We start from the raw sequence: 23,134 nt of genomic DNA, 5'->3' as shown, positions 1-23,134 counted from the left end.
CGGGGCGGGCGGCGGCGCGACCGCATGGTGTTCCTTCGCCTGTGTGGGGCGCATCCTGTTCCTCTCGTCGTGGTGCCGAGCGATCCGTCACCACGTCTTCGCCGCGTGTACCGGGCGTGCCAGCGGCACCGGCCGCGGCGCGGCCGGCCGTCTGCGGCGATGCCTTCCACATCGCCGGCCCGCCGTGACCCCCGCGTGCCGCATCCGGGTGACCCGCGTCCGTCCGGGCACGTCGGCGGGAAGAGACGCAAGGCACGTGCACGCACAGCACGGAAGGAGCCGTCGTGTTCGAGGCGGAGGTGGCCGTTCTGGGTGGCGGAGCCGCCGGCCTGTCCCTGGCCCACCGTCTGGCGGGGCACGCGCGGGGGTTGCGGACGCCGTCCGTCGTCCTGGTGGACGCGCCGCCGGGCCCGCTGCGCGCACCGCGCCGCACCTGGTGCTTCTGGGAGCCGGGCCACGGGCGTTTCGACGGCGCGCTGACGGCCTCCTGGCGGCACCTGCGGGTACGGCGCCCGGCGGGCGACCCGATCGAAGGCCACCTCGCGCCGCTGCGGTACAAGATGATCCGGTCCGACGACTTCGAGGACCTGGTCGGCCGGGACCTGGCGCGCAGCCCGAACGTGCGGCGGCTGGAGGCCACCGTCGAGACGGTGGAGGACGTCGAGGGCGGAGCCCGCGTCCTGGCGCGGAGCGCCGACGGCGAGGCCCGTGCGCTCACCGCCCGCTGGGTGTTCGACTCCCGGCCGCCCGGCAGCCTGCCCGCCGCCCGCACCACACTGCTCCAGCACTTCCACGGCTGGTTCGTCCACACCGCACGACCGGTGTTCGACCCCCGCACCGTCGACCTCATGGACTTCCGCACCCCGCAGCCCGCCGACGGCCTCTCGTTCGGCTACGTCCTGCCCGTCGGCCCGCACGAGGCCCTCGTCGAGTACACGGAGTTCTCACCCCGGGCACTCACCGCCGGCGGTTACGAGGCGGCGGTGCGGCACTACGTCGACGACGTGCTGCGCCTCGGCGACACGCAGGTCCTGTCCACCGAGACAGGCGTCATCCCGATGACGGACGCGCCGATGCCCCGGCAGGTCGGAGCCTCCGTCTTCCGCATCGGCGCCGCCGGCGGCGCCACCCGCCCGTCCACCGGCTACACCTTCGCCGGCCTGCAACGCCAGACGCGATCCGTCGCCGCCGCCCTGCGCCGGGGCCGCCGGCCGGTGCCACCTTCCGCCCACTCCGCCCGTTCCCGCGCCATGGACGCCGTACTTCTGCGGGCCCTGGCCACCGGCCGGGTCGACGGCCCCGCGTTGTTCTGCGACCTGTTCGCCCACGTGCCCACCCCCCGGCTCCTGCGCTTCCTCGACGGACGCACCCGCCTGCGCGAGGACCTCGCCATCGGCCTGCGCACCCCGATCGGCCCGATGCTCCGCTCGGCGCTCGAACTGCCCCTCCTGCCCCGCCGGCCGTTCGGCTGATCACCCTCCGCCCCACCGACCTGGAGACCGCATGACGCTGCTGCGCGACGAGGACCTCACCGCCGCGTTCGACCACGCCGCCCGCGGCTACGACGCCCTGGTGGCCGCCAACCCCGGTTATCACGCCCACCTTCGGCGCTCGGTACGCCGGCTCGGCCTGCCGGGGCCCGGAGCGGGCCTGCGCCTGCTGGACCTCGGCTGCGGCACAGGCGCCTCCACGGCGGCGCTCCGCGCCGTCCTGCCGGCCGCGCACATCACCGCCGTCGACGCCTCCGCCGGCATGCTGCGGCGGGCCGCCGCCAAGCCCTGGGCGGCTGGGGTGACCTTCGTGCGGGCACCGGTGGAACGCCTGGCCGAGGCGGGGGTGACCGGCCCGTTCGACGCGGTCTTCGCCGCCTACCTGCTGCGCAACGTGTCCGATCCCGACGCCGTCCTCACCGCCGTACGGGACCTGCTCGTACCCGGCGGCCGGCTCGGCGTGCACGAGTACACCCTCAGCGGCCGCCGCGTCGACCGAGCGGTGTGGAGCCTGGTGTGCCGCGGCCTCGTACAACCCGCGGCGTGCGTCCTCGGGGACGGCGGGCTGTACCGCCATCTATGGCGCAGCGTCGTCGAGTTCGACACCGCCGACCGCTTCGCCGCCCGCGTCCGCGCGGCCGGCTTCGAACACGTCCGGGCGCTGCCCCTGCCGGGCTGGCAGACCGGCATCACCCACACCTTCGTCGCCCGGCGCGCGGAGAGCGCGCGATGACCGCGGCCGAGCCGTGGAACGGCGGCCGTCCTGGCCGGGACCGGCGGGCCCGGATGGTGCCGGCGTCCCCCGGCGGGCGGCGCGTCGACGGGGCCCGCCCCACCGCCGCCGTCGTCGGCGGCGGCATCGCCGGTCTCGCCGCCGCCACGGCGCTCGCCGAGCGCGGGGTGGCCGTCACGGTGTACGAGCGGCAGCCGTACCTCGGCGGGCGCGCCGGGGGCTGGCCGACCCTCCTGCGGGACGGCACCCCGGTGACCATGAGCCGAGGCTTCCACGCCTTCTTCCGCCAGTACTACAACCTGCGCGGGCTGCTCCGCCGCACCGACCCCGGCCTGCGGCGACTGACCGGTCTGCCCGACTACCCGCTGCTGCACGCCGACGGCATGCGCGACGGTTTCCGCCACGTCCCGCGCACCCCGCCGTGGAGCGCGCTCGGTTTCGCCGCGCTCAGCCCCGCCTTCACCGTGCGGGACCTGCGCCGGATGGACCCGGTCGCGGCCCTGCCGCTGCTCGACGTCCGCGTCCCCGGCATCTACGACCGGCTCGACCACATCAGCGCCCACGCGTTCCTCGACGCCGTCCGCTTCCCCGGGAACGCCCGGCACCTCGCCTTCGAGGTGTTCTCCCGCAGCTTCTTCGCCGACCCCCGGCAGCTCTCGGCGGCCGAGATGGCGCTGATGTTCCACATCTACTTCCTCGGCTCGGCCGAGGGCCTGCTGTTCGACGTCCCCCGTTCGCCCTTCCCGGCCGCCCTGTGGGAGCCACTGGCCGGTTACCTGCGGCGGCACGGCGCCGAGTTGCGCACCGCCACGGCCGTCGAACACATCACGCCGAGACCCACCGGCGGATTTCAGGTCGTCTCGGACCGGGACGAGCGGTACCACGACACCGTGGTGCTCGCCCTGGACGCCGCCGGCCTGCGCCGCCTCGTCGCCCGCTCGGAACTGCTGGGCGACGCCCCGTGGCGCGAGCGGATCGCACGGCTGCGCAACGCCCCGCCGTTCCTGGTGACCAGGCTGTGGCTGGACCGCCCCGTGGCGCCCGGACGACCGGGATTCCTGGGCACCGGCGGATTCGGGACCCTGGACAACGTCAGCGTCCTGGAACGCTGGGAGGACGAGGCCGCCCACTGGGCCGCGCGCACCGGGGGGTCCGTGGTGGAACTGCACGCCTACGCGGTACCGGCCGACGCCGCCCGGGACGTCGAGGAGAAGCGCCTGATCGACCAGATGCACCGCGTCTATCCGGAGACGCGCGGCGCCACGATCGTCGACGCCCGCCACGAATGGCGCGACGACTGCCCCCTGTTCCCGGTGGGCGGCTACGGCGACCGCCCGACCGTCCGCACCCGGGACCCCCGTCTCGTGGTGGCCGGGGACCTGGTCCGCACCGACCTGCCCGTGGCCCTGATGGAACGGGCCGCGACGACCGGCTTCCTGGCCGCCAACGCCCTGCTGGAGCTGTGGGGAGTGCGGGGAGCGACCCTGTGGACGGTTCCACCGCGCGGCCGGAACGCCGTACTGCGGTGCCTGGCCGGCGTCGCCGCCCGGCGTTCCGGCATTCGCTGAACGCCCGTCCGGAGGCGGTGACGGTGGAGCGCCCGGCCGTACCGGACGCGACGCCCCGTCACACGTCCGGCCGATGCCGCATCCGGTCACCCGGCGCGACGGGAAGAGATGCGGGGACCGAAGGCGCCACAGCACCCAGGGAGTGCCATGAACGAGTACCAGGACGGCCCCGACCACCGGCACCGCCGCCCCGAAGGGGTCGACGACCTGACCGTCGAAGCCCTCGGATCGCTGTCGAAGGCTCTGGAGACCACCGAGCGCGCCCGCGGCCACCTGTACAGCTTCCACCAGCTCACCGGCGGGGCCGACCTCGAACTGGAACGGGCGGTACGACTGCTGCGCGAGGCCGGGCACGCCGAGTGGGCGGCGAAGGCCGAGGCCGAGATCCTGGGGCGCAACGTCATCCCCGGGCACTGGACGTTCCAGATCATCGAGGCCTACAACGAGACCTACTACCGGCCGTTCCAGGAGCTGGAGCGCAGTGTGGTGAACGCGCTCGCCCACGGCCGGGACCACCTGTACGAGGCGGAGATGAAGGAGGCCCGCCGCACGGCCGGACACCCCGGCCACGCGGCGCGCCCCCCGGCCGCCGACGGCTGACCGCGCCCCACACCGACCGGGACTGCCGAGCACCGTGGCCAGCCCGGCCACGGGGTGAGGCAGCACCCCCGCTGAGCAACCCGGCAACACCCGAACTCCCGCACCCGCTCCAGGACGGCGACCATGCAGACCTTCCTGCCCGATGCCGACTTCCGGCGCTCCGCCCTGGTCCTGGACCGTCGCCGCCTGGGCAAGCAGCGGGTCGAGGCCCTCCAGGTCCTGCGCGGCCTGACCGTTCCCGGATACGGCTGGCGCAGGCACCCGGCCGTGCGCATGTGGAGCGGATACGAGGAGGCCCTGGTCCGCTACGGCCTCGAAGTCTGCCGGGTGTGGCGCGAACAGGGGCACCAGGACAGCTGTGCCGCCTCACTGATCGCCGGTTACGCCGCGGGGCGTCCGGGCGCACACGTGCGCGATCAGCCCGCGCTCGCCGCCGCGGGAGAGCTCCCGCCGTGGCTCGGTGACGAGGCCTTCCACCGCAGCCACCAGTCCGCGCTCGTCCGCAAGGACCGGGACACCTACGCGCCCGTGTTCCCCGGCGTCCCGGACGACCTGCCCTACGTGTGGCCGTCCTCCGACCGGGAAGGGCCGACCGCCTGACCGGGCCTCGCCGGCCGGTTGGCCCCGTCTTCGGCCGCCGCGCTCATCGCCGGGCTCGTTCCGGCGCGGACGGGGTCGGCGCCGCCCGGGCGCTCAGCGGCGGCGACGGCTCCGCCGACAGCGGTGCGCCCGACGACGCCCGCCAAGAGGGACACCGCCTTCGACCGCCGCGGCGGCTGCGGATGACCGGGAGGTCAAGCCGTTGGCCGAGGCCATGCGGCGGGTGCAGAACCAACTGGTCCGCTTAGCCGACCTCTCCGACCCCGAGGCGCAGAAGGAATCGAAGGCCGCCCGGCCCGCGTGCGCCGGTCTCTGACCGGCGTCCGGCCCGCCGTCCTGCCGGCCGTGACCGGCCCGGGCGGCGACTCGCGGACGGCCGCCGGCCCGGTGGTCACATTCCCGATGCCGACCGGCGCCCACGCAGCTTGCCGAAGAGTCGCTGAGCCTGGGCCCGGCGGCGTGGATCGGCCGCGGTACGTCGTACTTGTTCGATCGTGCGCCGCCCCTGCGGACTGTTCGCGAACTGCTTGAGCCGTTGGAGGACTCCTGACATGACACTCCTTTCGCCAGGGGCGCCCTGCTCTCGTTGGGCGCCCCACGGGGTTCGGCTACCCGGAAACCGATGGCCCAGCCTCGTCCGGCCGGGCGGAGAAAGCCGCGGCGCCACGCCGTCTGCGGACGTCCCGGAGCCCTGGCCGGCAGCGGCACGTCGCTGCCGACGTGGCTGTCAACGCGTCGAGGGGGCGGCGCCGGTACGGGCATCGCCTCCGCGTGCCCTGAGGGGCACGCCGGTTTCGGTGAGCACGCGGTGCACGAAGCCGTACGACCGACCGTGAGCCTCGGCTATGGCGCGGATCGACCGCCCCTCGCGGTACTCCTTGGTGAAGGCCTCGGCCAACTCCTTGCGCGCGCTGCCTGTTATCCACTTGCCCTTGTGCACGGAGATCTCCTCCCGCATCGTCGAACGTGATCACCGGTTTCCCGCGTCGACGCGACCCATGCGGGCGCCCCGCGCGATTGCGGGACCTGCGCTGCTGGAGCCTGTCGGCGCGTGTCTCGCAGTCGCACATCATGTCCGCTTCAACGACCTGTTCGACCCCCCTGCCGGTCGCCCGACTGCCCGCCAACGCGGGGCCTGGTCGTCGGGGACGTTCGGGGAGGGGAAGTGGAACGGAACGCCGAGGTGATCGGCCAGCGCCCGGCCGGCCTCTGCGGCGGCCGCTCGCGGAAGGGAGCCCTCAGGGCGGTGGTGGACGGTCGCCAAGTGGCCTTCCCCGTCCGGACCTTCCAGCACCGCGACCAGCACCACGAACCAGTCGTGCACCGTGTCGCCGTCCCACAGGGCCTCGATCGCAGCCACACGGCCCGGGAGCGCCGCGGCACGGGCGGCGAGTGAGGGGACGTCGAGTGGGTCGGACGGCGTGCGCTCCACCTGGTCGGCGAGAGCGTCGTATCGCGCATGGACCACCCGCTCCGCCTCGTGCAAGCCCAGCCCCAACGGGCGCAAGGCGGCCCAGACGGACCTGACTGCGGGGAGACGGCGGTCCCGCAGCACTTCCGCGTCGACCTCTCGACGGGTCCGTTCGTCGAGATGGGCCCACCAGCCGCTCACCGTTTCACCGGCGGGAATGTCAGGCTGCATGTCATGGACCCGAACCTACGCCGGCCCGCCGCCCGCGTCTCAGGCGGCTCTCTGGGCGGGGTCGACGCCGCGGACAAGCGGCTTCTGACGCGCCGACACCACACTCCAGCGTGTCCCGGCGGAACACGGTGCGGGGGTGGCCGTGGAGGTGCCCGTTACTGCGGGGCTCGCCGAGTCCAACGGCGGCGCGAGACCGCCTGCTTGGCCCGGCGTCATCGCGATGTGGTCCACAGGGGTGCTGTCCGGGCCCAGGCGGTGTCCCACGCGGCGAGGTTGCGACGCAGGATGATGCGGCCGGCGGCGCCGTAGGCGGCGGCCGCGGTGGCGTGGACGCCGAGGGCGGCGAGGATGGCCGACCCCATGGCGCGGCTGCGGATCTCGCCGCGGCTCAGCGGTGGGTCGGTGATCGTCCCGTCGGTGCCGACCCAGACGCGGACGGCGCTGCCCTTGGGCAGCGCGGGTTGGACATCGGCCGTGGCGGTGCGGGGGTGCCCGTCGGGGTCGGTGAAGCGGACCTTGGTCGGGTAGCGGGTTTTCCTGGCTTCGGCGGAGCCGGGTTCGGGGTGGCGCCGGGCGTCCTCGAGGAGGACGGCGGTGGTGTGGTGGCGGGTGGCGGCCTGGTGCTGGGCGGTGCGGCTGTAGTGGCGGTGGGCGGCGTCGCCGACGAGGACCATGGCGACGGGGGTGGCTGCCAGCGCGGCCAGCAGCAGGCCGAGGGCGAGCCATGCCTGGACCAGGTCGTTGCGGCGGCACAGGGGGTTGCGCCGCAGGCGTCGGAGCATGACCTGGGACGACTCCTCGTGAGGTGGGGGTATGCGGCCGGGCATGTGTCCTCCTTTCGGCGGCGGACGCGGCGGACGGCGGCGGACGCGGGGTGCCGGGGACGCGAACGCGACCCGGGCCGTGCCTCTCGGGTCGCCCCGGCACCGCGGGGCTTGGCACGTGCTTCCGCCGTGCGGGACACGGCCTAGTGGGGGCGGGCAGCCCGCGGGAGGGGGCCGGAGGCGGACGGGTGGGTGTGGGCGGCTTGCAGAAGCCTGGCGGCACCGCGAACCGACGCGGTGTGCGGGGCCGCGACCATGCGCGGCGGCGTGTGCAGTCGCTCGGTGAGGCGGTGGGTGATCTCGGGGCGCAAGGCTCCTCCACCGGCCAGCAGGACGCCGCGGTGCAAGGCGTCGGCGGTGAGCGAGGTGCGGTCCTGCCGGAGCATCGCGGTCAGCATCGAGTCCACCGCCCCGGCGATCTCCTCGGGCGTGGTCCCACCGTCCAGATCGCTGGTGCCCAGGGCGGTGCGGCGCGCGTCGGCGACGTCGCCGTCGCCCAGCAGGACCACTTCGGTGAGGTGGGCGCCGATGTCCACCACCATCAGCGGACGGGACATGTCCGCGCCGGCCGCCACGGCGACGGCCCGGGCGCTGGGCACGGTCAGGACGCTGCGCGGCAGCAGCACGTCGACCGCGGCGCGGGCCTGGGCGCGGTAGGCGACGCCGTCCAGGACGGGAGCGGTGACGATGACCATGGGGTGGGTGAAGCGGGGCAGGCGGTGGGCGAGCAGCCGTTGCAGCATGCGGGCGCACTCGGGGGCGTCGATGATGGTGCCGCGCTGGATGGGGTGGACCGCGCCGGAGCCCGGGAAGGTCACGGTGGGTACGTCGACGACCACACCCTTGCCGGCGATCCAGGCGCGGGTGCGGGCGCTGCCCATGTCGAGAGCGATGCCGCAGCAGCGCCGGCACAGCGGCCAGGGCCGGTGCCGGGCAGCGGTGGTGCGGGGGGTGTCGATGCCGGTCATGGGATCGCCTCTCCGACCTGCTGGCAGCGGGCGCAGTAGCGGCACTGCGGAATGATCATCAGCCGTTCCCGGTCGATGGGGCGTCGGCACAGGTGGCAGGTGCCGTACGTCCCGTCGTCCATGCGCCGCAGCGCGGCCTCGACGTCGGCGAGAACCATGCGGGCGGACGCGGCGAGTTTGACGTGGACCTCGAGCTGCGCGGCGGCCCGTTGCAGCCGGTCCTCCGCGCGTGAGGTGACCGGTCCGGAGAGCTGCAGCAGTTGCTCCTGGCGGAACAGGCGCTGCTCGTGCAGGTGCCGGCGCAGTGCGGCGAGGTCCTCGCCCGACAGGTGTGTCGTGCTCTGGCCGATGGTCTGGTGGTTCACCACTTCACCCCTTCGAGGGCAGAGGGCAGAGGGCGGGAGGTCGGCGCGGGCGGTGGTCAGGAGGCGCGGCGCTGGCAGGCGACGCAGTAGCGGGTGTAGGGGAGGATCTCCAGTCGCTCCGCGGGAATGGGCTTGGCGCAGTCCTGGCAGGTGCCGTAGGTGCCCTCGTCGATGCGGGTGAAGGCTTCTTCGATCTCCCTCAGGACCCGCTTCATGGCGGACCTCTGCTCGGACACCAGGTACGCGTCCGTGGTCTGCCTGGTCTCGTCGAGGGCTTGAAGCTGGGCCAGCCGTGAGACGCGAGCGTGTTCGAGGTGCCGTCGGGCCTCGTCCGGATGGGGTTCGGCCCGGGTGACATCGAGCGACATGGTCAGTCCCTTTCTCGGCGGCGCACGGCGCGGCGGCGCGGCAGAGCCGAACGCTCCTCGCGGCGGTGATCGTGTGCCTCCCACCATGGCCGGGCCGGCGGCCAACACCTATCGGGCGCGGGCCCCATCTACGCGGGGGCGAGGGACCCATACGGACGGGCCATGGGTGGTGCGCGCCCCGGGAAATGGGGTCCAGGCCCCATCGACGGTGCACGTGGGCCGGGAGACGCTTGCCACAGGCGCACCCGAGCGCCCCGGTACCGTGGACGCGGTGGGGCTGCGCGATGGCCGACAGTGGAGGTGGAGCGAGCTTTCGGAAGGGGAGGCGGAGGGCCGGTGTCCTTGTTCTGGCGGATCTTCGCCCTGAACGCCGTGGTGCTGGGCACGGCGACCGGGCTGCTGCTGTGGGCTCCGGTGACCGTCTCCGTGCCGGTGCTGCTCACCGAGGCGGTCATCCTGGTCGGCGGCCTGGTCGTGATGCTGGTCGCCAACGCGGCGCTGCTGCGGCTCGGCCTGGCCCCGCTCGACCGGCTCACGAAGCTGATGACCACCGTGGACCTGCTGCGCCCCGGCCAGCGTCTGCCGGCTTCCGGAGGCGGCGAGGTCGCCGAGGTGATCCGCACGTTCAACGCCATGCTGGAGCGGCTGGAACACGAGAGGGCCACCAGCAGCGCCCGTGCCCTGCTGGCCCAGGAGGCCGAACGCCGCCGCATCGCCCAGGAGTTGCACGACGAGGTCGGCCAGACCATGACCGCGATCCTGCTGGGACTCAAGCGGGCCGCGGACGACGCACCGGCGGCACTGCGTGAAGAGCTGCACGAGGTGCAGGAGATCACCCGGGAGAGCCTGGACGAGATCCGTCGCCTGGTGCGCCGGCTGCGGCCCGGCGTGCTGGACGACCTGGGTCTGGTCAGCGCGCTGACCTCGCTCACCGAGGACTTCGCCACCCACACCGGGTTGCAGGTCAGCCGCCACTTCGACGCCGACCTGCCCGCCCTCGCGCCGGAGACCGAACTGGTCCTCTACCGCGTCGCGCAGGAGTCGCTGACCAACGTCGCCCGCCACGCGGACGCCCAGCGGGTCACGGTCGCCCTGCGCCACGCCGACGACAGCGTGGTGCTGACGGTCACCGACGACGGCTCCGGTATCAAGGCCCCCCGCGAGGGCGCCGGCATCCGTGGCATGCGCGAGCGGGCCCTGCTCATCGGGGGCAGCCTCGAGATCACCCCGGCGCCCCGTACCGGCACCCGGGTCCAGCTCACCGCGTCCGTTCCCAGGAAGCAGCCCTGACGATGCCCGACACCACGACTGCCCCGACGGAAACCTCGGCCTGGAGGGCCTCCCGGAGCACGATCCGTATCCTGCTCGCCGACGACCACGCACTGGTCCGCCGTGGTGTGCGGCTCATCCTCGACCAGGAACCGGACCTCGAAGTGGTCGCCGAGGCCGGCGACGGCGCCGAAGCCGTCGAGCTGGCCCGCACCCATGACGTCGACCTGGCCGTGCTGGACATCGCCATGCCACGCATGACCGGCTTGCAGGCCGCCCGGGAGCTGGCCGTCCTCAAGCCGGGGCTGCGGATCCTGATGCTCACCATGCACGACAACGAGCAGTACTTCTTCCAGGCACTGAAGGCCGGCGCCAGCGGGTACGTGCTGAAGTCGGTCGCCGACCGGGACCTGGTCGCCGCGTGCCGGGCCGCGATGCGGGACGAGCCGTTCCTGTATCCCGGCGCGGTCACCGCGCTGATCCGCAACTACCTGGACCGGGCCCGGCACGGCGAGGAGGCCCCCGATCAGATCCTCACCCCCCGCGAGGAGGAGGTCCTGAAGCTGGTGGCCGAGGGGCACTCGTCGAAGGAGATCGCGGAGCTGCTGTTCATCAGCATCAAGACGGTCCAGCGGCACCGCGCCAATCTGCTGCAGAAGCTCGGTCTGCGCGACCGCCTGGAACTCACCCGCTACGCCATCCGCGTCGGCCTGATCGAACCCTGATACCCCGGCCGGTCCCCGCCGGCAGCCGCCCGCTCCCGTACCGAACACCTGCGCCCGCACACCACGACGAGAGGGGACGGGGCATGCACCACCCCGCGCGCACCGCCCCCCGCTCAGGCAGCGCCAGGCGCTCTGCCGTCGCCGTACTGGCGGGGGTGGTCGTGATGCTGCTGGCCGCGGTCGGCCTCGCCGGCCCCGCGACCACGGGCGGCTCAGCGGCCGTGGCGGCGGCAGCGGCGGGCCACTACGCGGACGCCGGCCCGCACGCCGACGACGGCTGCGGCCTCGTCCGCATCGCACGGGCGGCATCGCGCCAGGATCCGCATCGCGAGCCTCCTGCTCCGCACTGCCACCCCGCACCCTGCCCCCAGGGCACGACCGTCACCCCGCCCCGCCCCGCGGGGCTCACGGAATCGACCGGGCACGTCCCCTCCTCGGGTTGTCACGCACCCCCCGACCGTGGACGGGCACCGCCCGGGGCCTCCGGCACCTGACACCCCCCTTTTTTCCGCTCACCGCTCACCTCGCCCAAGGCCGCGCCCGTTCCGGCCGCCGCCGTGGCCGTGGTGTGCCTGCCGGAGGCCCCCGTTGACCCGTTCCCTGCGGGTGAGGGCGTTGCTCGCCCTCGCCGTGATCGCCGTATCGCTGTACATCACCGTCACCGTGCCGGTCCGCCTCGGACTCGACCTGCGGGGCGGCACCCAGATCGTGCTCCAGACCCGGTCCACCGCCACCACCGACGCCGACCGCGCGGCCACCGACCGCACCCTGGAGGTGCTGCGCGGCCGCATCGACGCGCTCGGCGTCGCCGAACCCACCCTCGTCCGCTCCGGCGACGACCGCATCCTCGTCGAACTGCCCGGGGTGCAGGACCCGAAGAAGGCCGCGGACGTCCTGGGCCGTACCGCGCAACTCACCTTCCACCCGGTGCTCGGCACCGCTGACAGCCCGGACGACGGCTCCCGGCCCCTGCCGAAGCGGCCCCGGGAGTCCGTCCTGCCCGATGAGTCAGGTACGCCCTTGCGCCTCGGGGCCGCGGCCCTGACCGGCGAGCACGTCCAAGAAGCCGCCGCCCGCTTCGACGAGCAGGGCGGCGCCGGATGGCACGTCACCGTCGGCTTCGAGGGCGCCGGCCGGGACGGCTGGGCCCGGCTGACCGGCGAGGCCGCCTGCCACCCGCCGGGCGACCCGGCGCGGCGGGTCGCCATCGTCCTCGACGGCAAGGTCATCTCCTCACCGCAGGTCGACCCGTCCGTCGCGTGCCGGACCGGCATCGGCGACGGCGCCACACGGATCACGGGCTCCTTCGGCCCCGAGGAAGCCCGCGAGCTGTCCCTGCTCATCAACGGCGGAGCCCTGCCCGTGCCGGTCGAGACCGTCGAGCAGCGCACCGTCGGCCCGACCCTCGGCGCGCAGGCCATCACGGCCAGCGCTTGGGCCGCGGCCATCGGCACGGCGCTGACCTCGCTGTTCATCATCGTCGTCTACCGGCTGATGGGGATGCTGGCCGCCCTCGCACTGGTCTGCTACGGCTTGGTCTCCTACGCCGCTCTGGCCGTGCTCGGCGCCACCTTGACCCTGCCGGGCCTGGCCGGTTTCGTCCTGGCGATCGGCATGGCCGTGGACGCCAATGTGCTGGTCTTCGAACGGGCCCGCGAGGAGTACGCGGCCCACCGCCGCCCCAGTGCCCGCTCGGCGCTGGCGGCCGGGTTCCGCAACGCCCTGAGCGCGATCGCCGACTCCAACATCACCACACTGATCGCCGCCGCCCTGCTGTTCTTCCTCGCGTCCGGGCCCGTGCGGGGCTTCGGCGTCACCCTCGGCATCGGCGTGCTCGCCTCCATGTTCAGCGCGCTGGTGATCACCCGGGTGCTCGCCGAGTCCGCCGCCGGCCGCCCCGCCCTGCGCCGCCGCCCCCACCTCACCGGCATCGCGACCACGGGCGCCGTCCGCGACCGTCTCACCCGACGCGACCCACAACTCATGCGCCACCCGCGCCGCTGGCTGGCCACGTCCGCCGCCGTGCTCGTCCTGGCCGCGTCGGGCATCGCGGTGCGGGGCCTCGACCTCGGCGTGGAGTTCACCGGTGGCCGCCTCATCGAGTACGCCACCAGCGCCCCCGTCGATGCCGACCGTGCCCGCACCGCGCTCGCGGAGGCCGGATTCCCCCGGGCCGTGGTGCAGTCGTCCGGCGACAGCGGCCTGACCGTGCGCACCGAGCGGCTGACCGACGCCGAGGAGGCCGAGGTCACCGGCACCCTGCGCGACCTCGCCGGCGGGGCGGACAAGGTCCGCGACGAACTGATCGGCCCCAGCCTCGGCCAGGAGCTGCGCCGCGGCGCCCTGATCGCGCTCGCCGTCGCCCTGGGCGCGCAGCTCGTCTATCTGGCGGCGCGCTTCCGCCTGCTGTTCGGCACCGCCGCGGTCGCGGCCCTCGCCCACGACGTGGTGATACTCGTCGGCGTCTTCGCCTGGCTCGGCAAGCCTGTCGACGGGGTGTTCCTGGCAGCACTGCTCACCGTCATCGGCTACTCGGTGAACGACTCCGTGGTCCTGTTCGACCGCGTGCGGGAACTGGCCCGCAAGGCCTCCGGAGCACCGCTGCCGGGCATCGCGAACCAGGCGATCCTGCAGACCCTGCCCCGCACCGTGAACACCGGCATGGGCGCCGCCTTCATCCTCGCCGCCCTCACCGTGCTCGGCGGGTCCTCGCTCACCGACTTCGCCCTGGCCCTGCTCATCGGCCTCACGATCGGCACGTACTCGTCCGTCTTCACCGCTGCTCCGATGGCCGTGGAACTCCACCGGCGCGCCGGCCGGACCCGCCCACGCCGATGAGGAGCACCGACTTCCCGATCCCGGGTTCTCCGGACACCAGTAGCGCGCCCCCTTGGCCGGCCGCCTCGTCGACGTGGGGGAGGAGCAGTTCCAACTCCTGCGAACGGCCCACGAGCCCTTCGGCCAGGCCTCTCGACGCCGGATCCTCGATGAACAGGGTCGCTCCCTTCCGAGAGCCGAGTGCATCCTGGTCGGCGCGGCAGTCCCGGCCGGCGCGGCGTTGACGATGCCCAACCAGTAGCGCTCGCAGTTCCGTCGAACGACCGATGCCATGAAGCGCCCGGCCGGGAATGATGACGAGTACGCTTCGCCGCGCACAGGCGATCTTCCTTCCGGCAAGGCCTGAAGCCGGTCGCCGCCGGCACCCCGCCTGTGTGCGGCAGGCTTCCTGATCCTCCGAGCTCAGGCAGGCGATCAAGGTGAAGGACACCGCCCGTGACGTCGTCATCATCGGATCCGGTCCAGCCGGCTGTACCGCCGCCGTCTATACGGCCAGGGCCTCGCTGAGGCCCCTCGTGTTCGAGGGGGCGGTCTCGGCCGGGGGCGCGTTGATGAACACGACGGATGTGGAGAACTTCCCAGGTTTCCATGAGGGGGTCATGGGCCCGGACCTCATGGAGAGGATGCGAGCCCAGGGCGAACGCTTCGGCGCCGAGTTCGTCACCGACGACGTCGCGGAAGTCCGCCTGGAGGGCGACACGAAAGAGGTGGTCGACGCCGGCGGAAACCTTCATCGCGCCAGGGCGGTCATCCTGGCCATGGGTTCCCGCTACCGCGAACTGGGGTTGCGGAACGAGAAGCGGCTGTCCGGCCGCGGCGTGAGCTGGTGTGCCACCTGCGACGGCTTCTTCTTCCGGGACCAGGACATCGGTTGCGCCGCGGCCCTGGACGCCGAACGCTACCTCGCTGCCTTGGACGACTGCGTCAGTCCCGAGGAGGCCCGCGTGGAGGCCACGGCCGTGGCGGAACTGGTGCACTGAGCCTGAGCGAGTCCGTGACACCGAGTGAGTCCGTGACACCGAGCGCGTCCGATGCCGCGGTGACGTCTCACAGGTCCAGCACGAGATCCACGGGGGGCCGGGAACAGCAGATGAGTGCGTTGCCCTCCGCGGGCCGGTCTATGGGTTCCGGCGCGTAGTCGACACGGCCCTGGAGCAGGGCGGTCTCGCAGGTGTGGCAGACGCCGGTGCGGCAGGACCACTGCACGGGGACGTCGCAGGCCTCGGCGAGTTCCAGCAACGTGCCGTACCCCGGATCCCACGGCACGGTGATCCCGCTCCGCGCGAACGAGACCGTCGGGCCGGTGCCGTCGCCCTGGGAACGGAGCGGAAGGTGCGGCGCCCGGGCCGGTGCCTGGAGCACTCCGGGCCGGATGGCAGCCAGCGCCCCGAAGATCTCGGTGTGCACACGGGCGGGCCCGATCCCCAGGTCGGCGAGTGCCCGGGACATGTCGTCCATGAAGGCGGCCGGCCCGCAGATGTAGGCCTCGGCGTCCGAGGGCAGGTCGAGTTCGCGGAGCTGTTCGGCGGAGAGCCGACCCGTGGCCGTGTAGTCGGTCCCGAGCCGGTCGTCCTCGCGTGGACGGCTGTAGGACACGTGGCAGCGGCCGGCCGGCAGGCTCCTGAGCAGGGTGCGCACCTCCTGCGCGAAGGCGTGGTCGTCCCCGTTCCGAGCCCCGTGCAGCCACCACACCTGGCGGGCCGATCGCGCGTGCGCCAGCGCGTGCAGCATGGACAGTACGGGGGTGGCGCCCACACCGGCGGACAACAGCAGGACGGGGGCCTCACCGTCGGCGAGGGTGAACGTGCCGCGCGGCGCGGCGATGTCGAGCCGGTCTCCCACGCGTGCGCGACGCAGGTGGGAACTGGCGGCCCCATGCGGTTCCGCCTTCACGCTGATCCGGTACGCCGGGGCGCCTGGACGGCCCGACAGCGAATAGCTGCGGATGATCGGCGGCCCCTCGGGTTCCGGCCGCAGGCGCACGGTGAGGAACTGTCCGGGCAAGGGCGTCGGAAGGGGGCGCCCGTCGGTGGGGGCGAGGGTGAGGGAGAAGATGCTGCTGCTCTCCACGTCGATCCGTGTGATCTCCAGCGGACGGAACCCCGGCCAGGCCGGTGGCGGATTCGCCGCGGCCGCGGTCAGCCCCTTGTTCCCTGCGGCACCGTCGGCGGCGCCGTCCAGCAGGGCCTGGAGGGAGTCTTTCCAGCCCGGACTCAGCGCGGGGATGCGCAGCCCGCGCCGCAGTTGTCCGGGGGGATGGCCGGGCAGGTAGAGCAGGGCGTCCATCTCCGCGACCGTCATCGCCTCCGGGCCGGTGGAGATCTTGACGATGTCGTCGCCGGCCTCCACTTCCCCCTCCGTGATCACGCGCATGTAGAAGCCAGGCCGGGAATGGGAGACGAGCAATGCGGCCATCCGGGGCTCGTCCATCCGCAACCCCACCCGGTAGCACGTCACCCGGGGCTGGGTCACCTCGAAGACCGCGCCACCGATCCGGTAGCGGTCACCGATGCACACCTCCTGGTCGGACATCCCCTCGACCGTGAAGTTCTCCCCGAACTGCCCGTAGACGAAGTCGTCGCGACGCAGTTGCTGCTGCCAGTAGCGGTAGGAGTCCAGCTGGTAGACGAGCACGGCCCGCTGCTCGCCGCCGTGCCCGTTCAGGTCGCCTTGGCCGTCGCCCTCCACGTTGAGCCGGCGCACCATCCTGGGGCCGGTCACGGGTTTCTTCCACACCCCGGTGCGGACGGTTTCCCCGTGCCAGGGGACCTCTCGGGGCATTCCGACGTTCACGGCGATCAAAGTGGCCATGGGTCGTCTCCTCTTCCCTGCGGTGTGCCGTCACCGCCGTTGCGACGCTCGGCCGGCGCTCGGTGGCCGACCGTGGGGCGCGCCCGCGTCATGAGCCGCCCCCGGCCGCGGGTGGATTGAAGCGGGAGTACTCCGGTGCCGACCACGACGGAGCCTCCGCGTGCTCGATCACGACGGTCCGGGAGATGTCGAAGACCACGATCCGCTGCGCCCCCGGCACCCTCGCGGCGACCGCGGGATCCCAGTCGATCGTCGCCGTGCCCGTCAGGTGCATCGAGGTGCCGGACGTCCAGTCGACGAAGAGGAGACCCGCCCCGGGGTTCACGGTGAGATTGCCGAGTGTCATCAGCATGGTGTTGCCCGCGTAGTCCGGCCAGCTCAGACGGGTGGGTGATGCGACGTGAACGAAACCCGGGTCACCGCCGCGGTGCGACACGTCGGCGTCCCCGGACGCGGAGACGGAGGCGACGAGGAAGGTGTCCGCTGCGCAGACCACTCGCCGCTGCCCCTCGTCGAGGCCTTCCCCGCTGGACACGAGACGCCCCGTCGTCGCGCCGTGCCGGCCTTGCCGCGGTGTTCTGCTCTGGATGTACTGCGGGCAGTTGCCGTATGCCTGGTCCACGGCGAGCGCCAGGCCGTGCTCCGTAGGCGATGACCGGCCGTTGACACGCAGGCGGCGTCGGTGGGGGAAGTCGATGACGAGCGTTCCCACACGGGCGTGCGCGGACAGGGTGCCGGCGAGGGGGTCGACTGCGGCCGGCAGGGACGCGATGTCCAGCGTGGCCGGGTCGCGGGCACGGAGGAATCCCGGCTCCCCGTACAAGGCGGTGGCCCACACACGGCCTTCCGGGTCGGCCGCGCCGACGAACAGGACGCGCTGAGCGGCCAGGAAGGCGCCGACTCCGCGCGGTAGAGCGTCTCCGACGATGGGGAGCAGCCGCTGAGCGTGCGCTCGGAATCCGGCACGGCTCTGAGCCGCGAGCTCTCCTTCGTGATAGCTCGCCGGCGTACGCCGGTCGTCCGTCATGGCAGCCGCCGACCGGCCTTCGCGGCACGCCCCTGGTTCTCGTCGCCGAGGGCGGCGTCCTCGTACGTGCGACCCGAACGGCCCGGGGCGTCTTCGGTGCTGGACCTGGTCTTCATGGAGGATCCTGGATCCGGGAGGGAGCGGGGCCTACCCATCGGCCGGGCGACCGGCGTCCTGCAAGGAACCGGCGGTGTCCTTCGGCCCGGACGCGGGCGCGTCCTGGTGACCGGGGGAGGGGGCGAAATACGTTCGCCCGGCGAGGCGCCGGACGGTGGGTACGGCCAGTGCCGCCACTCCGGCGCTGACGATGGTGAGCAGGGCATACGTCCAGAAGCGCTGGTGTACGACATGTTCCACGTCCAGCCAGCGGATGGCGAGGGCGAAGGCGGCCGCGTAGGAGAAGGAGAACGACCACCATCCCGGGCCGAACGGCACACGCCGGTAGACCGGGACGAGCCGCAGTTGCACCAGGACCATGAGAACGGCGTAGCCGGCGAGGAACAGGGCGACGGGGTCGAGGCGTTCCCCGTTGATTTCGAACCAGGCGTCTCCGGCGACGACCGGCGGCGCCACTTCGATGGCGATGGTGGGAACCAGCGGCGCCGGAAGCGCCGGCTGCGTGAACAGCCGTAGCAACAGGATGGAACCGAGCACGAGCCAGCACGTCACGCCGTACCCGAGCATGAGCCGCGCCAGACTCTCGTACCCCAGGGCCGCACTGCCTGCCGCCGCGATCAGGCCACCGGCCACGGTGGGCAGGAAGTAGCCGGGGTGCCACTGCGACAGTCGCAGGTCGGCGGTGATCCACTCGGCCGTCAGCCACCCGCCCAGGGCGAGCGTGAGGACCAGCGCCACGACGAACACGGATTCTCCGGCGCCTCGTTGGTGCTGGGCCAGCGTGACGCCCAGCAGCATCGGCACGATCACGATCAGCGAGGTGAACGGCGCGTACGTGGGGTCCTTCAGTTCGGTCCGCAGACGACCGGCGCGGAAGTTGCTGATCAGGTAGGCCACCAGGCAGACGAGCCACGAGAGCGCGGCCAGCACCCACAGCGCGTCGCCGGGCCAGGACGGTGCGGCGATCGAGGCATGGGCCGTCGACCAGCACTGGGCCACTCCGCAGACGCCGAAAGGGATGCCGAACATGTTGGGCGCCAGACGCTGAGGTGGTCGTACCGCGTGCATCTGCTGACTCCTCCCTGAGGTGGGCCGTGACGGCTGCGAGGTCCGACGCTCCCGATCCTTCACGGGGCCGTAGACGCCCACATCGGTCATTTGACCCTGACGCGGAAGCGCGCGGTGGCCGCGCGGACCGGGGACGACGGGGGGGCCGCGCCGGGTGGTCGTTCGGCCGATGCCATGCCGGCCAGACCACTGAAGACCGGTGGGGCCGCTCCCGAACGGTCGGGGGCGGCCCCCGGCGGTTGCTGAGTGCCACGCGTGCGTTCGGTTGCGAACCCGCGACGGAACGCTGGTGATCGACCCCGTCGGCGCACCGAACTGATCGACTGGCTGCGGAAGGTGTCCCCGGAGCGTGCCGTCGCCGTGCACGACGCCGCCATCCATCCCACCGGCATGGCCGTGGTCGGCGGCCTGCTCGGGGAGAACGGTCCGGGTGTCAACGTCACGTACGACCGTCTGGAACCCATGCGGTCCTACGAGGTCCGAGCGGACGGGCAAGTGCCGTCAGCGGTCACTCCTCGCGTTCGAACTCGGCCTGGGCCCGCTGCGCGTCGAGCTCGTCCTGCGCTGCCCTGTAGATGTCGGCGACCACGTTCTTGGCGCTCTTGGCGTCCGATTCTTCGGAGAGGCGTTGAACACTGTCGACCCACTCGTCCATCCGTTGCGGGGTCTCGCTGTTTTTCCTCATCCTCCGTTTCTACTCCTGTCGTGGACGCTTCGCCTGTGGGGATGTTCGCCAGGCCTGTGATCGGTTCACGGATCGCGGTCGGGCCTTCGACGCGGGTGCCCGGCGGCCGATGACCCGACGACTCAGACCTGGTTGAGGCCGCCGTCGACGAACAGTTCGGCGCCGGTGACGAAGCTGCTCTGGTCGGAGGCCAGGAAGAGCGCCGCCGAGGCGGCCTCGTCGGGGCGCCCCATGCGGCCGAGCGGTACCTGACTCGCGAGGGAGTTCCGGAGGTGCCCCGCCTGCTCCGTGTCGGGAGCCAGGCCGGTGATGCCAGGCGTGTCGATGGGGCCGGGCACCAGTGTGTTCACCCTGATCGCACGGCCCTTCAGCTCGTTGGCCCACGTGCGGGCGAAGGACCGGATGGCGGCTTTCGAGGCGGCGTACACGCCGAAGGCCTCGGTCCCCGTGGTGGCGGCGGTCGAGCCGGTGAGGATCACCGAGGCACCGTCGTTGAGCAGCGGGAGCGCCTTCTGAACGGTGAACAGCGTGCCCCTGACGTTGGTGTCGAAGGTGGAGTCGAAATGCTGCTCGGTGACCTGTTCCAGAGTGGCGAACTCGCCGCCGCCGGCGTTCGCGAACAGCACATCGATGCCGCGGCCCTGCGCGGCGACGGCCGCGTAGAGCCGGTCGAGGTCCGCGAGGTCGGAGACGTCGCTGCGGACGCCGGTGGCGTTCGCGCCGATCTCGGCCACTGCGGCGTCGAGCACTTCCTGGCGGCGGCCCGTGATGAACACGTGAGCGCCCTCTGCCGCGAAGCGCCGTGCCGTGGCGAGGCCGATTCCGGTGGTCGCGCCGGTGACCAGCGCGGTCTTGCCGTCAAGCTGTCCCATGGTTCTCTCCTGGTGACTCGTTCGAGGGTGAAACGGGAGGCCCGGTGATTCGTCACCGGACTGCCGCTCGGGCTTTCCGTCTCGCCCAGGGCCGGTGAGGGAGCGGTGACCACGTTATGGTCCGCTCGGTCCAATATAGCCGTTACGGACCGACCGGTCAAAAACCAGGGTGAGGTGGGATCAGCGGTGAGGCGTCTGATGTGATCGGCGTCGCCGTCGCTAAGGGCGAGGCAGTCGCGAGAGAGCGGCGCGGCCGATCTGCAGCAGGGCCGAGCCGTCCATGTGGGTCTTGGCCAGGAACTCGATGCCCTGCATGACCGCAAGCAGCAGACGTCCGAGCTCCTGGGGGTCGGCGTCGGGGTCCACGGCCCCTTCGTTCTGCGCTTCCCTCACGCAGGCGACCAGAAGATCTTCGACGGCCTGGTACGTCGTCCTGGCCCGCGATGCGACGTCGGGGTCCTGGCTGTGCAGTTCCGATGTGCTGTTGACGAGGAAGCAGCCACGCCGCTGCGGGTCTTCCGCAAACCCTTCGGCGGCGCCCTCCAGCAGGCGGGCCAGGCGCTCCATGGCCGTGCCCGGACCGGTGAGGATCGACCGGACGCCGGCCAGTTGCTCGTCGCGGTAGCTGTCCAGTACCTGAAGGAAGAGCTGGCGCTTGTCGCCGAACGCGCCGTACAGGCTGCCCTTGCCCAGCCCCGTGACGCCCATCAGGTCCTGCACCGATGTGGCGGCATAGCCGCTGTTCCAGAACTGCTCGCGTACGGACTCCAGGACCCGGTTCTCGTCGAAGTTTCGAGGGCGACCCATGACGATATGGTACCGCTTCTTGACTCAACGGTCCGAAAATGCGTGCGCAGGGCGTCTCATTCCCCGAGGGCCGCATGGCGGTTCCCGCGCAGCGTCTCCAGGAGACGCAGCCAGATCTCACTCGCCGTGGGGTAACTGGGCACCACGTGCCACAGGGTGGACACGGGAACGCGTCCCACGATGGCCGTGGTCGCCGAGTGCACGAGCTCGGCGATGCCGGCGCCGACGAACGTCGCTCCCACCACCACGTCGTCGGCGCGGTCGATCACGAGCTTGGCCCGCCCGCGATAGTCCGCGCGCATGACGTACGTCCCGGCCAGCGCGGCGAGGTCGTACTCGACGGTCTCCACGTCGATGCCCGCCTCCCGTGCCTGCTGCTCGGTGACGCCGGCGCTGCCGACCTCCGGGGTGGTGAAGATGACCTGGGGTGACCCGGTGTGGCCGGCGGTCGCGGACGGCAGGTCGGCGGAGCCGGTGGCCCGTGCCGCGATGGCCTCACCGGCGATACGGGCCTGGTACTTGCCCATGTGCGTGAGGAGCGCACGGCCGCACACATCGCCGATGGCGTAGAGCCAGGTGCCGTCCGCTTCCCGTACGGCCTGCTGTTCGTCGACGTCGAGGAACCCGCCCGCGGACAGGCCGACGGTTTCCAGGCCGATGTCGTCGGTGTTCGGGGTGCGGCCGGCGGCGACGACGACCTCGTCGGCCACGATGGTCGTGCCGTCGTCCAGGGTCACGCTCACCTCACCGCCGTGCACGCGGCCTTCGCCGGTGTCACGAGCCTCGGACCGCTTCACCTGGGACATGCTCTGGCCGAGACGCAGGCGGACGCCCGCGTTGTGCAGTTCCTCGCCTACGAGCGTCCCCGCGAAGGGCTCGTTGCGGGCCAGCAGCCGTTCACCCCGATGGACGACCGTCACCTCGGCTCCCAGGCCGTGCAGCCAGGTGGCCGCCTCGCACGCGACCACACCGCCACCGAGGATGACCACCCGGCGCGGCACCTCACTCATCGTGGTCACATCGCGTGAGGTCCAGGGGAGCGCGGCACGCAAGCCCGGAACATCGGGCACTGCCGGACAGGAACCGGTGTCGACGACCACCGCGTGCCTGGCCGTCAGCGTCCTGGCGGAACCGTCGGGCCGGCTCACCACGACCGTGCGCTCACCAGCCAGTCGTCCATAGCCGCGCACCACGTCGATCCCGGTGTTCAGGGCCCATGTCACCTGGGACGTGTCGTCCAGCCCGTTGATCACGCGGTCGCGCCGGGCGAATACGCCGGCGGGATCCAGTCGCGCCGACACCCCGGGCAGATGTGCGGCGGCGTCGACCACCTCCACCGGCCGGAGCAGGGCCTTGCTGGGCATGCACGCCCAGTACGAGCACTCGCCGCCGACCAGGTGGTTCTCGACGAGCACCGAGGACAGGCCGGAGAACTGGCTCGCGTACTGCGCGGCGTTCTCACCGGCTGCGGCACCGCCGAGGACGATGACATCCCACTCCGACCGATCCGGGTCCACCGCTGCCGTCATGGGTACCATCCGATCGCCCTTCCACTGAGAAGGCGCTACACGCTCTGCCGTGGAAGCAGCTGCCGTAGGGACTGCGGCGCGTGACGGTGAGGCGTCGGCAGCTCCTGCGAGCCGTGCAGCATGGAATCAGCCTAGTACTGCAATCACAGTTATGGGGTTTGGCCTCGCCGTTTGTAGTGGCTGATGCGAGCGCGGGTCTGACTGAGCCGTCTCCACCATGACCAGCGC

Annotated in this window: 22 protein-coding genes and 1 pseudogene; 10 read left to right on the top strand and 13 right to left on the bottom strand. The window is 72.4% G+C overall.

Going from position 1 to position 23,134, the window contains the following annotated elements; translation table 11 throughout:
- Positions 1-284 precede the first annotated feature (284 nt).
- The 5 genes from OO52_RS26410 to OO52_RS26390 all read left to right on the top strand — a co-directional run bounded on the left by OO52_RS26410 (position 285) and on the right by OO52_RS26390 (position 4,991).
- Complete coding sequence (locus OO52_RS26410; protein WP_030646557.1) at positions 285-1,472, top strand: lycopene cyclase family protein; 1,188 nt, start codon at positions 285-287, stop codon at positions 1,470-1,472.
- Positions 1,473-1,503: 31 nt separating this feature from the next.
- The gene (locus OO52_RS26405; RefSeq protein ID WP_030646555.1) at positions 1,504-2,223 is read left to right on the top strand and encodes a class I SAM-dependent methyltransferase; all 720 of its coding nucleotides are present in this window, start codon (positions 1,504-1,506) and stop codon (positions 2,221-2,223) included.
- Positions 2,220-3,791 (top strand): FAD-dependent oxidoreductase, encoded by a 1,572-nt coding sequence (locus OO52_RS26400; protein WP_199819968.1) that lies wholly within the window; start codon positions 2,220-2,222, stop codon positions 3,789-3,791. The genes OO52_RS26405 and OO52_RS26400 overlap by 4 nt, the downstream gene beginning before the upstream one ends.
- 147 nt (positions 3,792-3,938) lie before the next feature.
- Entirely contained in the window at positions 3,939-4,391 is a 453-nt protein-coding gene (locus tag OO52_RS26395) for a hypothetical protein (protein ID WP_030646551.1), read from the top strand.
- A 123-nt stretch (positions 4,392-4,514) separates the two neighbouring features.
- Positions 4,515-4,991: an MSMEG_6728 family protein gene (locus tag OO52_RS26390; protein WP_030646549.1), complete on the top strand. Its 477-nt coding sequence runs from the start codon at positions 4,515-4,517 to the stop codon at positions 4,989-4,991.
- 727 nt (positions 4,992-5,718) lie between these two features.
- On the opposite strand, the gene OO52_RS26380 is transcribed toward OO52_RS26390, so the two are convergent.
- The 6 genes from OO52_RS26380 to OO52_RS26355 all read right to left on the bottom strand — a co-directional run bounded on the left by OO52_RS26380 (position 5,719) and on the right by OO52_RS26355 (position 9,158).
- Entirely contained in the window at positions 5,719-5,931 is a 213-nt protein-coding gene (locus OO52_RS26380) for a helix-turn-helix domain-containing protein (RefSeq protein WP_078629823.1), read from the bottom strand.
- A gap of 129 nt (positions 5,932-6,060) precedes the next feature.
- Positions 6,061-6,633, bottom strand: a complete 573-nt coding sequence (locus tag OO52_RS26375) for a hypothetical protein (RefSeq protein WP_234339771.1) — start codon at positions 6,631-6,633, stop codon at positions 6,061-6,063.
- A 212-nt stretch (positions 6,634-6,845) separates the two neighbouring features.
- Positions 6,846-7,460: an Rv1733c family protein gene (locus OO52_RS26370; protein WP_051818561.1), complete on the bottom strand. Its 615-nt coding sequence runs from the start codon at positions 7,458-7,460 to the stop codon at positions 6,846-6,848.
- Between the two features lie 140 nt (positions 7,461-7,600).
- Positions 7,601-8,425: a rod shape-determining protein gene (locus OO52_RS26365; protein ID WP_030646541.1), complete on the bottom strand. Its 825-nt coding sequence runs from the start codon at positions 8,423-8,425 to the stop codon at positions 7,601-7,603.
- The gene (locus tag OO52_RS26360) at positions 8,422-8,793 is read right to left on the bottom strand and encodes a TraR/DksA family transcriptional regulator (RefSeq protein ID WP_030646540.1); all 372 of its coding nucleotides are present in this window, start codon (positions 8,791-8,793) and stop codon (positions 8,422-8,424) included. Before OO52_RS26360 ends, OO52_RS26365 begins: the two co-directional genes overlap by 4 nt.
- A gap of 53 nt (positions 8,794-8,846) precedes the next feature.
- A complete protein-coding gene (locus tag OO52_RS26355; RefSeq protein ID WP_030646538.1) occupies positions 8,847-9,158 on the bottom strand; it encodes a TraR/DksA C4-type zinc finger protein in 312 nt (103 codons plus the stop codon).
- A gap of 336 nt (positions 9,159-9,494) precedes the next feature.
- On the opposite strand from OO52_RS26355, the gene OO52_RS26350 reads away from it, so the two are divergent.
- The 5 genes and pseudogenes from OO52_RS26350 to OO52_RS26330 form a co-directional block, all read left to right on the top strand.
- The gene (locus tag OO52_RS26350; RefSeq protein WP_030646536.1) at positions 9,495-10,448 is read left to right on the top strand and encodes a sensor histidine kinase; all 954 of its coding nucleotides are present in this window, start codon (positions 9,495-9,497) and stop codon (positions 10,446-10,448) included.
- Between the two features lie 2 nt (positions 10,449-10,450).
- Positions 10,451-11,152 carry a response regulator gene (locus OO52_RS26345; RefSeq protein ID WP_030646534.1) on the top strand — a complete coding sequence of 234 codons (702 nt, stop codon included), beginning with the start codon at positions 10,451-10,453 and terminating at the stop codon, positions 11,150-11,152.
- 83 nt (positions 11,153-11,235) lie between these two features.
- Complete coding sequence (locus OO52_RS51025) at positions 11,236-11,646, top strand: hypothetical protein (protein ID WP_158712569.1); 411 nt, start codon at positions 11,236-11,238, stop codon at positions 11,644-11,646.
- 94 nt (positions 11,647-11,740) lie between these two features.
- Complete coding sequence (gene secD, locus OO52_RS26340) at positions 11,741-13,990, top strand: protein translocase subunit SecD (protein ID WP_030646532.1); 2,250 nt, start codon at positions 11,741-11,743, stop codon at positions 13,988-13,990.
- Positions 13,991-14,409: 419 nt separating this feature from the next.
- Positions 14,410-14,859: pseudogene (locus OO52_RS26330) on the top strand (NAD(P)/FAD-dependent oxidoreductase); the annotation flags it as partial.
- 178 nt (positions 14,860-15,037) lie between these two features.
- On the opposite strand, the gene OO52_RS26325 reads toward OO52_RS26330, so the two are convergent.
- The 7 genes from OO52_RS26325 to OO52_RS26300 form a co-directional block, all read right to left on the bottom strand.
- Positions 15,038-16,801 carry an MOSC and FAD-binding oxidoreductase domain-containing protein gene (locus tag OO52_RS26325; protein WP_030646525.1) on the bottom strand — a complete coding sequence of 588 codons (1,764 nt, stop codon included), beginning with the start codon at positions 16,799-16,801 and terminating at the stop codon, positions 15,038-15,040.
- Between the two features lie 88 nt (positions 16,802-16,889).
- A complete protein-coding gene (locus OO52_RS26320; RefSeq protein WP_030646523.1) occupies positions 16,890-17,828 on the bottom strand; it encodes a pyridoxamine 5'-phosphate oxidase family protein in 939 nt (312 codons plus the stop codon).
- Positions 17,829-17,975: 147 nt separating this feature from the next.
- Entirely contained in the window at positions 17,976-19,013 is a 1,038-nt protein-coding gene (locus OO52_RS26315) for a hypothetical protein (RefSeq protein ID WP_051818559.1), read from the bottom strand.
- 508 nt (positions 19,014-19,521) lie between these two features.
- Positions 19,522-19,698, bottom strand: a complete 177-nt coding sequence (locus tag OO52_RS51020) for a hypothetical protein (RefSeq protein WP_158712568.1) — start codon at positions 19,696-19,698, stop codon at positions 19,522-19,524.
- A 122-nt stretch (positions 19,699-19,820) separates the two neighbouring features.
- The gene (locus OO52_RS26310; RefSeq protein WP_030646519.1) at positions 19,821-20,570 is read right to left on the bottom strand and encodes an SDR family oxidoreductase; all 750 of its coding nucleotides are present in this window, start codon (positions 20,568-20,570) and stop codon (positions 19,821-19,823) included.
- 219 nt (positions 20,571-20,789) lie between these two features.
- Positions 20,790-21,377 (bottom strand): TetR/AcrR family transcriptional regulator, encoded by a 588-nt coding sequence (locus OO52_RS26305; RefSeq protein ID WP_030646517.1) that lies wholly within the window; start codon positions 21,375-21,377, stop codon positions 20,790-20,792.
- Positions 21,378-21,433: 56 nt separating this feature from the next.
- Positions 21,434-22,906: a dihydrolipoyl dehydrogenase family protein gene (locus tag OO52_RS26300; RefSeq protein ID WP_030646515.1), complete on the bottom strand. Its 1,473-nt coding sequence runs from the start codon at positions 22,904-22,906 to the stop codon at positions 21,434-21,436.
- Positions 22,907-23,134 lie beyond the last annotated feature (228 nt).

The sequence above is a fragment of the Streptomyces flaveolus genome (assembly GCF_000716535.1).
In the GTDB taxonomy this organism is placed as follows: Bacteria; Actinomycetota; Actinomycetes; order Streptomycetales; family Streptomycetaceae; genus Streptomyces; species Streptomyces flaveolus_A.
Note: the sequence above shows the minus strand (reverse complement) of the source record. Positions and strands in the feature narration are given on the sequence as shown.

Bases quoted from the DNA above. Each gene is read 5' to 3' on its own strand.
- OO52_RS26405 (WP_030646555.1), top strand. From the start codon at position 1,504: ATGACGCTGCTGCGCGACGAGGACCTCACCGCCGCGTTCGACCACGCC.
- OO52_RS26400 (WP_199819968.1), top strand. From the start codon at position 2,220: ATGACCGCGGCCGAGCCGTGGAACGGCGGCCGTCCTGGCCGGGACCGG.
- OO52_RS26395 (WP_030646551.1), top strand. From the start codon at position 3,939: ATGAACGAGTACCAGGACGGCCCCGACCACCGGCACCGCCGCCCCGAA.
- OO52_RS26390 (WP_030646549.1), top strand. From the start codon at position 4,515: ATGCAGACCTTCCTGCCCGATGCCGACTTCCGGCGCTCCGCCCTGGTC.
- OO52_RS26375 (WP_234339771.1), bottom strand. From the start codon at position 6,633: ATGCAGCCTGACATTCCCGCCGGTGAAACGGTGAGCGGCTGGTGGGCC.
- OO52_RS26370 (WP_051818561.1), bottom strand. From the start codon at position 7,460: ATGCCCGGCCGCATACCCCCACCTCACGAGGAGTCGTCCCAGGTCATG.
- OO52_RS26365 (WP_030646541.1), bottom strand. From the start codon at position 8,425: ATGACCGGCATCGACACCCCCCGCACCACCGCTGCCCGGCACCGGCCC.
- OO52_RS26355 (WP_030646538.1), bottom strand. From the start codon at position 9,158: ATGTCGCTCGATGTCACCCGGGCCGAACCCCATCCGGACGAGGCCCGA.
- OO52_RS26345 (WP_030646534.1), top strand. From the start codon at position 10,451: ATGCCCGACACCACGACTGCCCCGACGGAAACCTCGGCCTGGAGGGCC.
- OO52_RS51025 (WP_158712569.1), top strand. From the start codon at position 11,236: ATGCACCACCCCGCGCGCACCGCCCCCCGCTCAGGCAGCGCCAGGCGC.
- OO52_RS26325 (WP_030646525.1), bottom strand. From the start codon at position 16,801: ATGGCCACTTTGATCGCCGTGAACGTCGGAATGCCCCGAGAGGTCCCC.
- OO52_RS26320 (WP_030646523.1), bottom strand. From the start codon at position 17,828: ATGACGGACGACCGGCGTACGCCGGCGAGCTATCACGAAGGAGAGCTC.
- OO52_RS26315 (WP_051818559.1), bottom strand. From the start codon at position 19,013: ATGCACGCGGTACGACCACCTCAGCGTCTGGCGCCCAACATGTTCGGC.
- OO52_RS51020 (WP_158712568.1), bottom strand. From the start codon at position 19,698: ATGAGGAAAAACAGCGAGACCCCGCAACGGATGGACGAGTGGGTCGAC.
- OO52_RS26310 (WP_030646519.1), bottom strand. From the start codon at position 20,570: ATGGGACAGCTTGACGGCAAGACCGCGCTGGTCACCGGCGCGACCACC.
- OO52_RS26305 (WP_030646517.1), bottom strand. From the start codon at position 21,377: ATGGGTCGCCCTCGAAACTTCGACGAGAACCGGGTCCTGGAGTCCGTA.
- OO52_RS26300 (WP_030646515.1), bottom strand. From the start codon at position 22,906: ATGACGGCAGCGGTGGACCCGGATCGGTCGGAGTGGGATGTCATCGTC.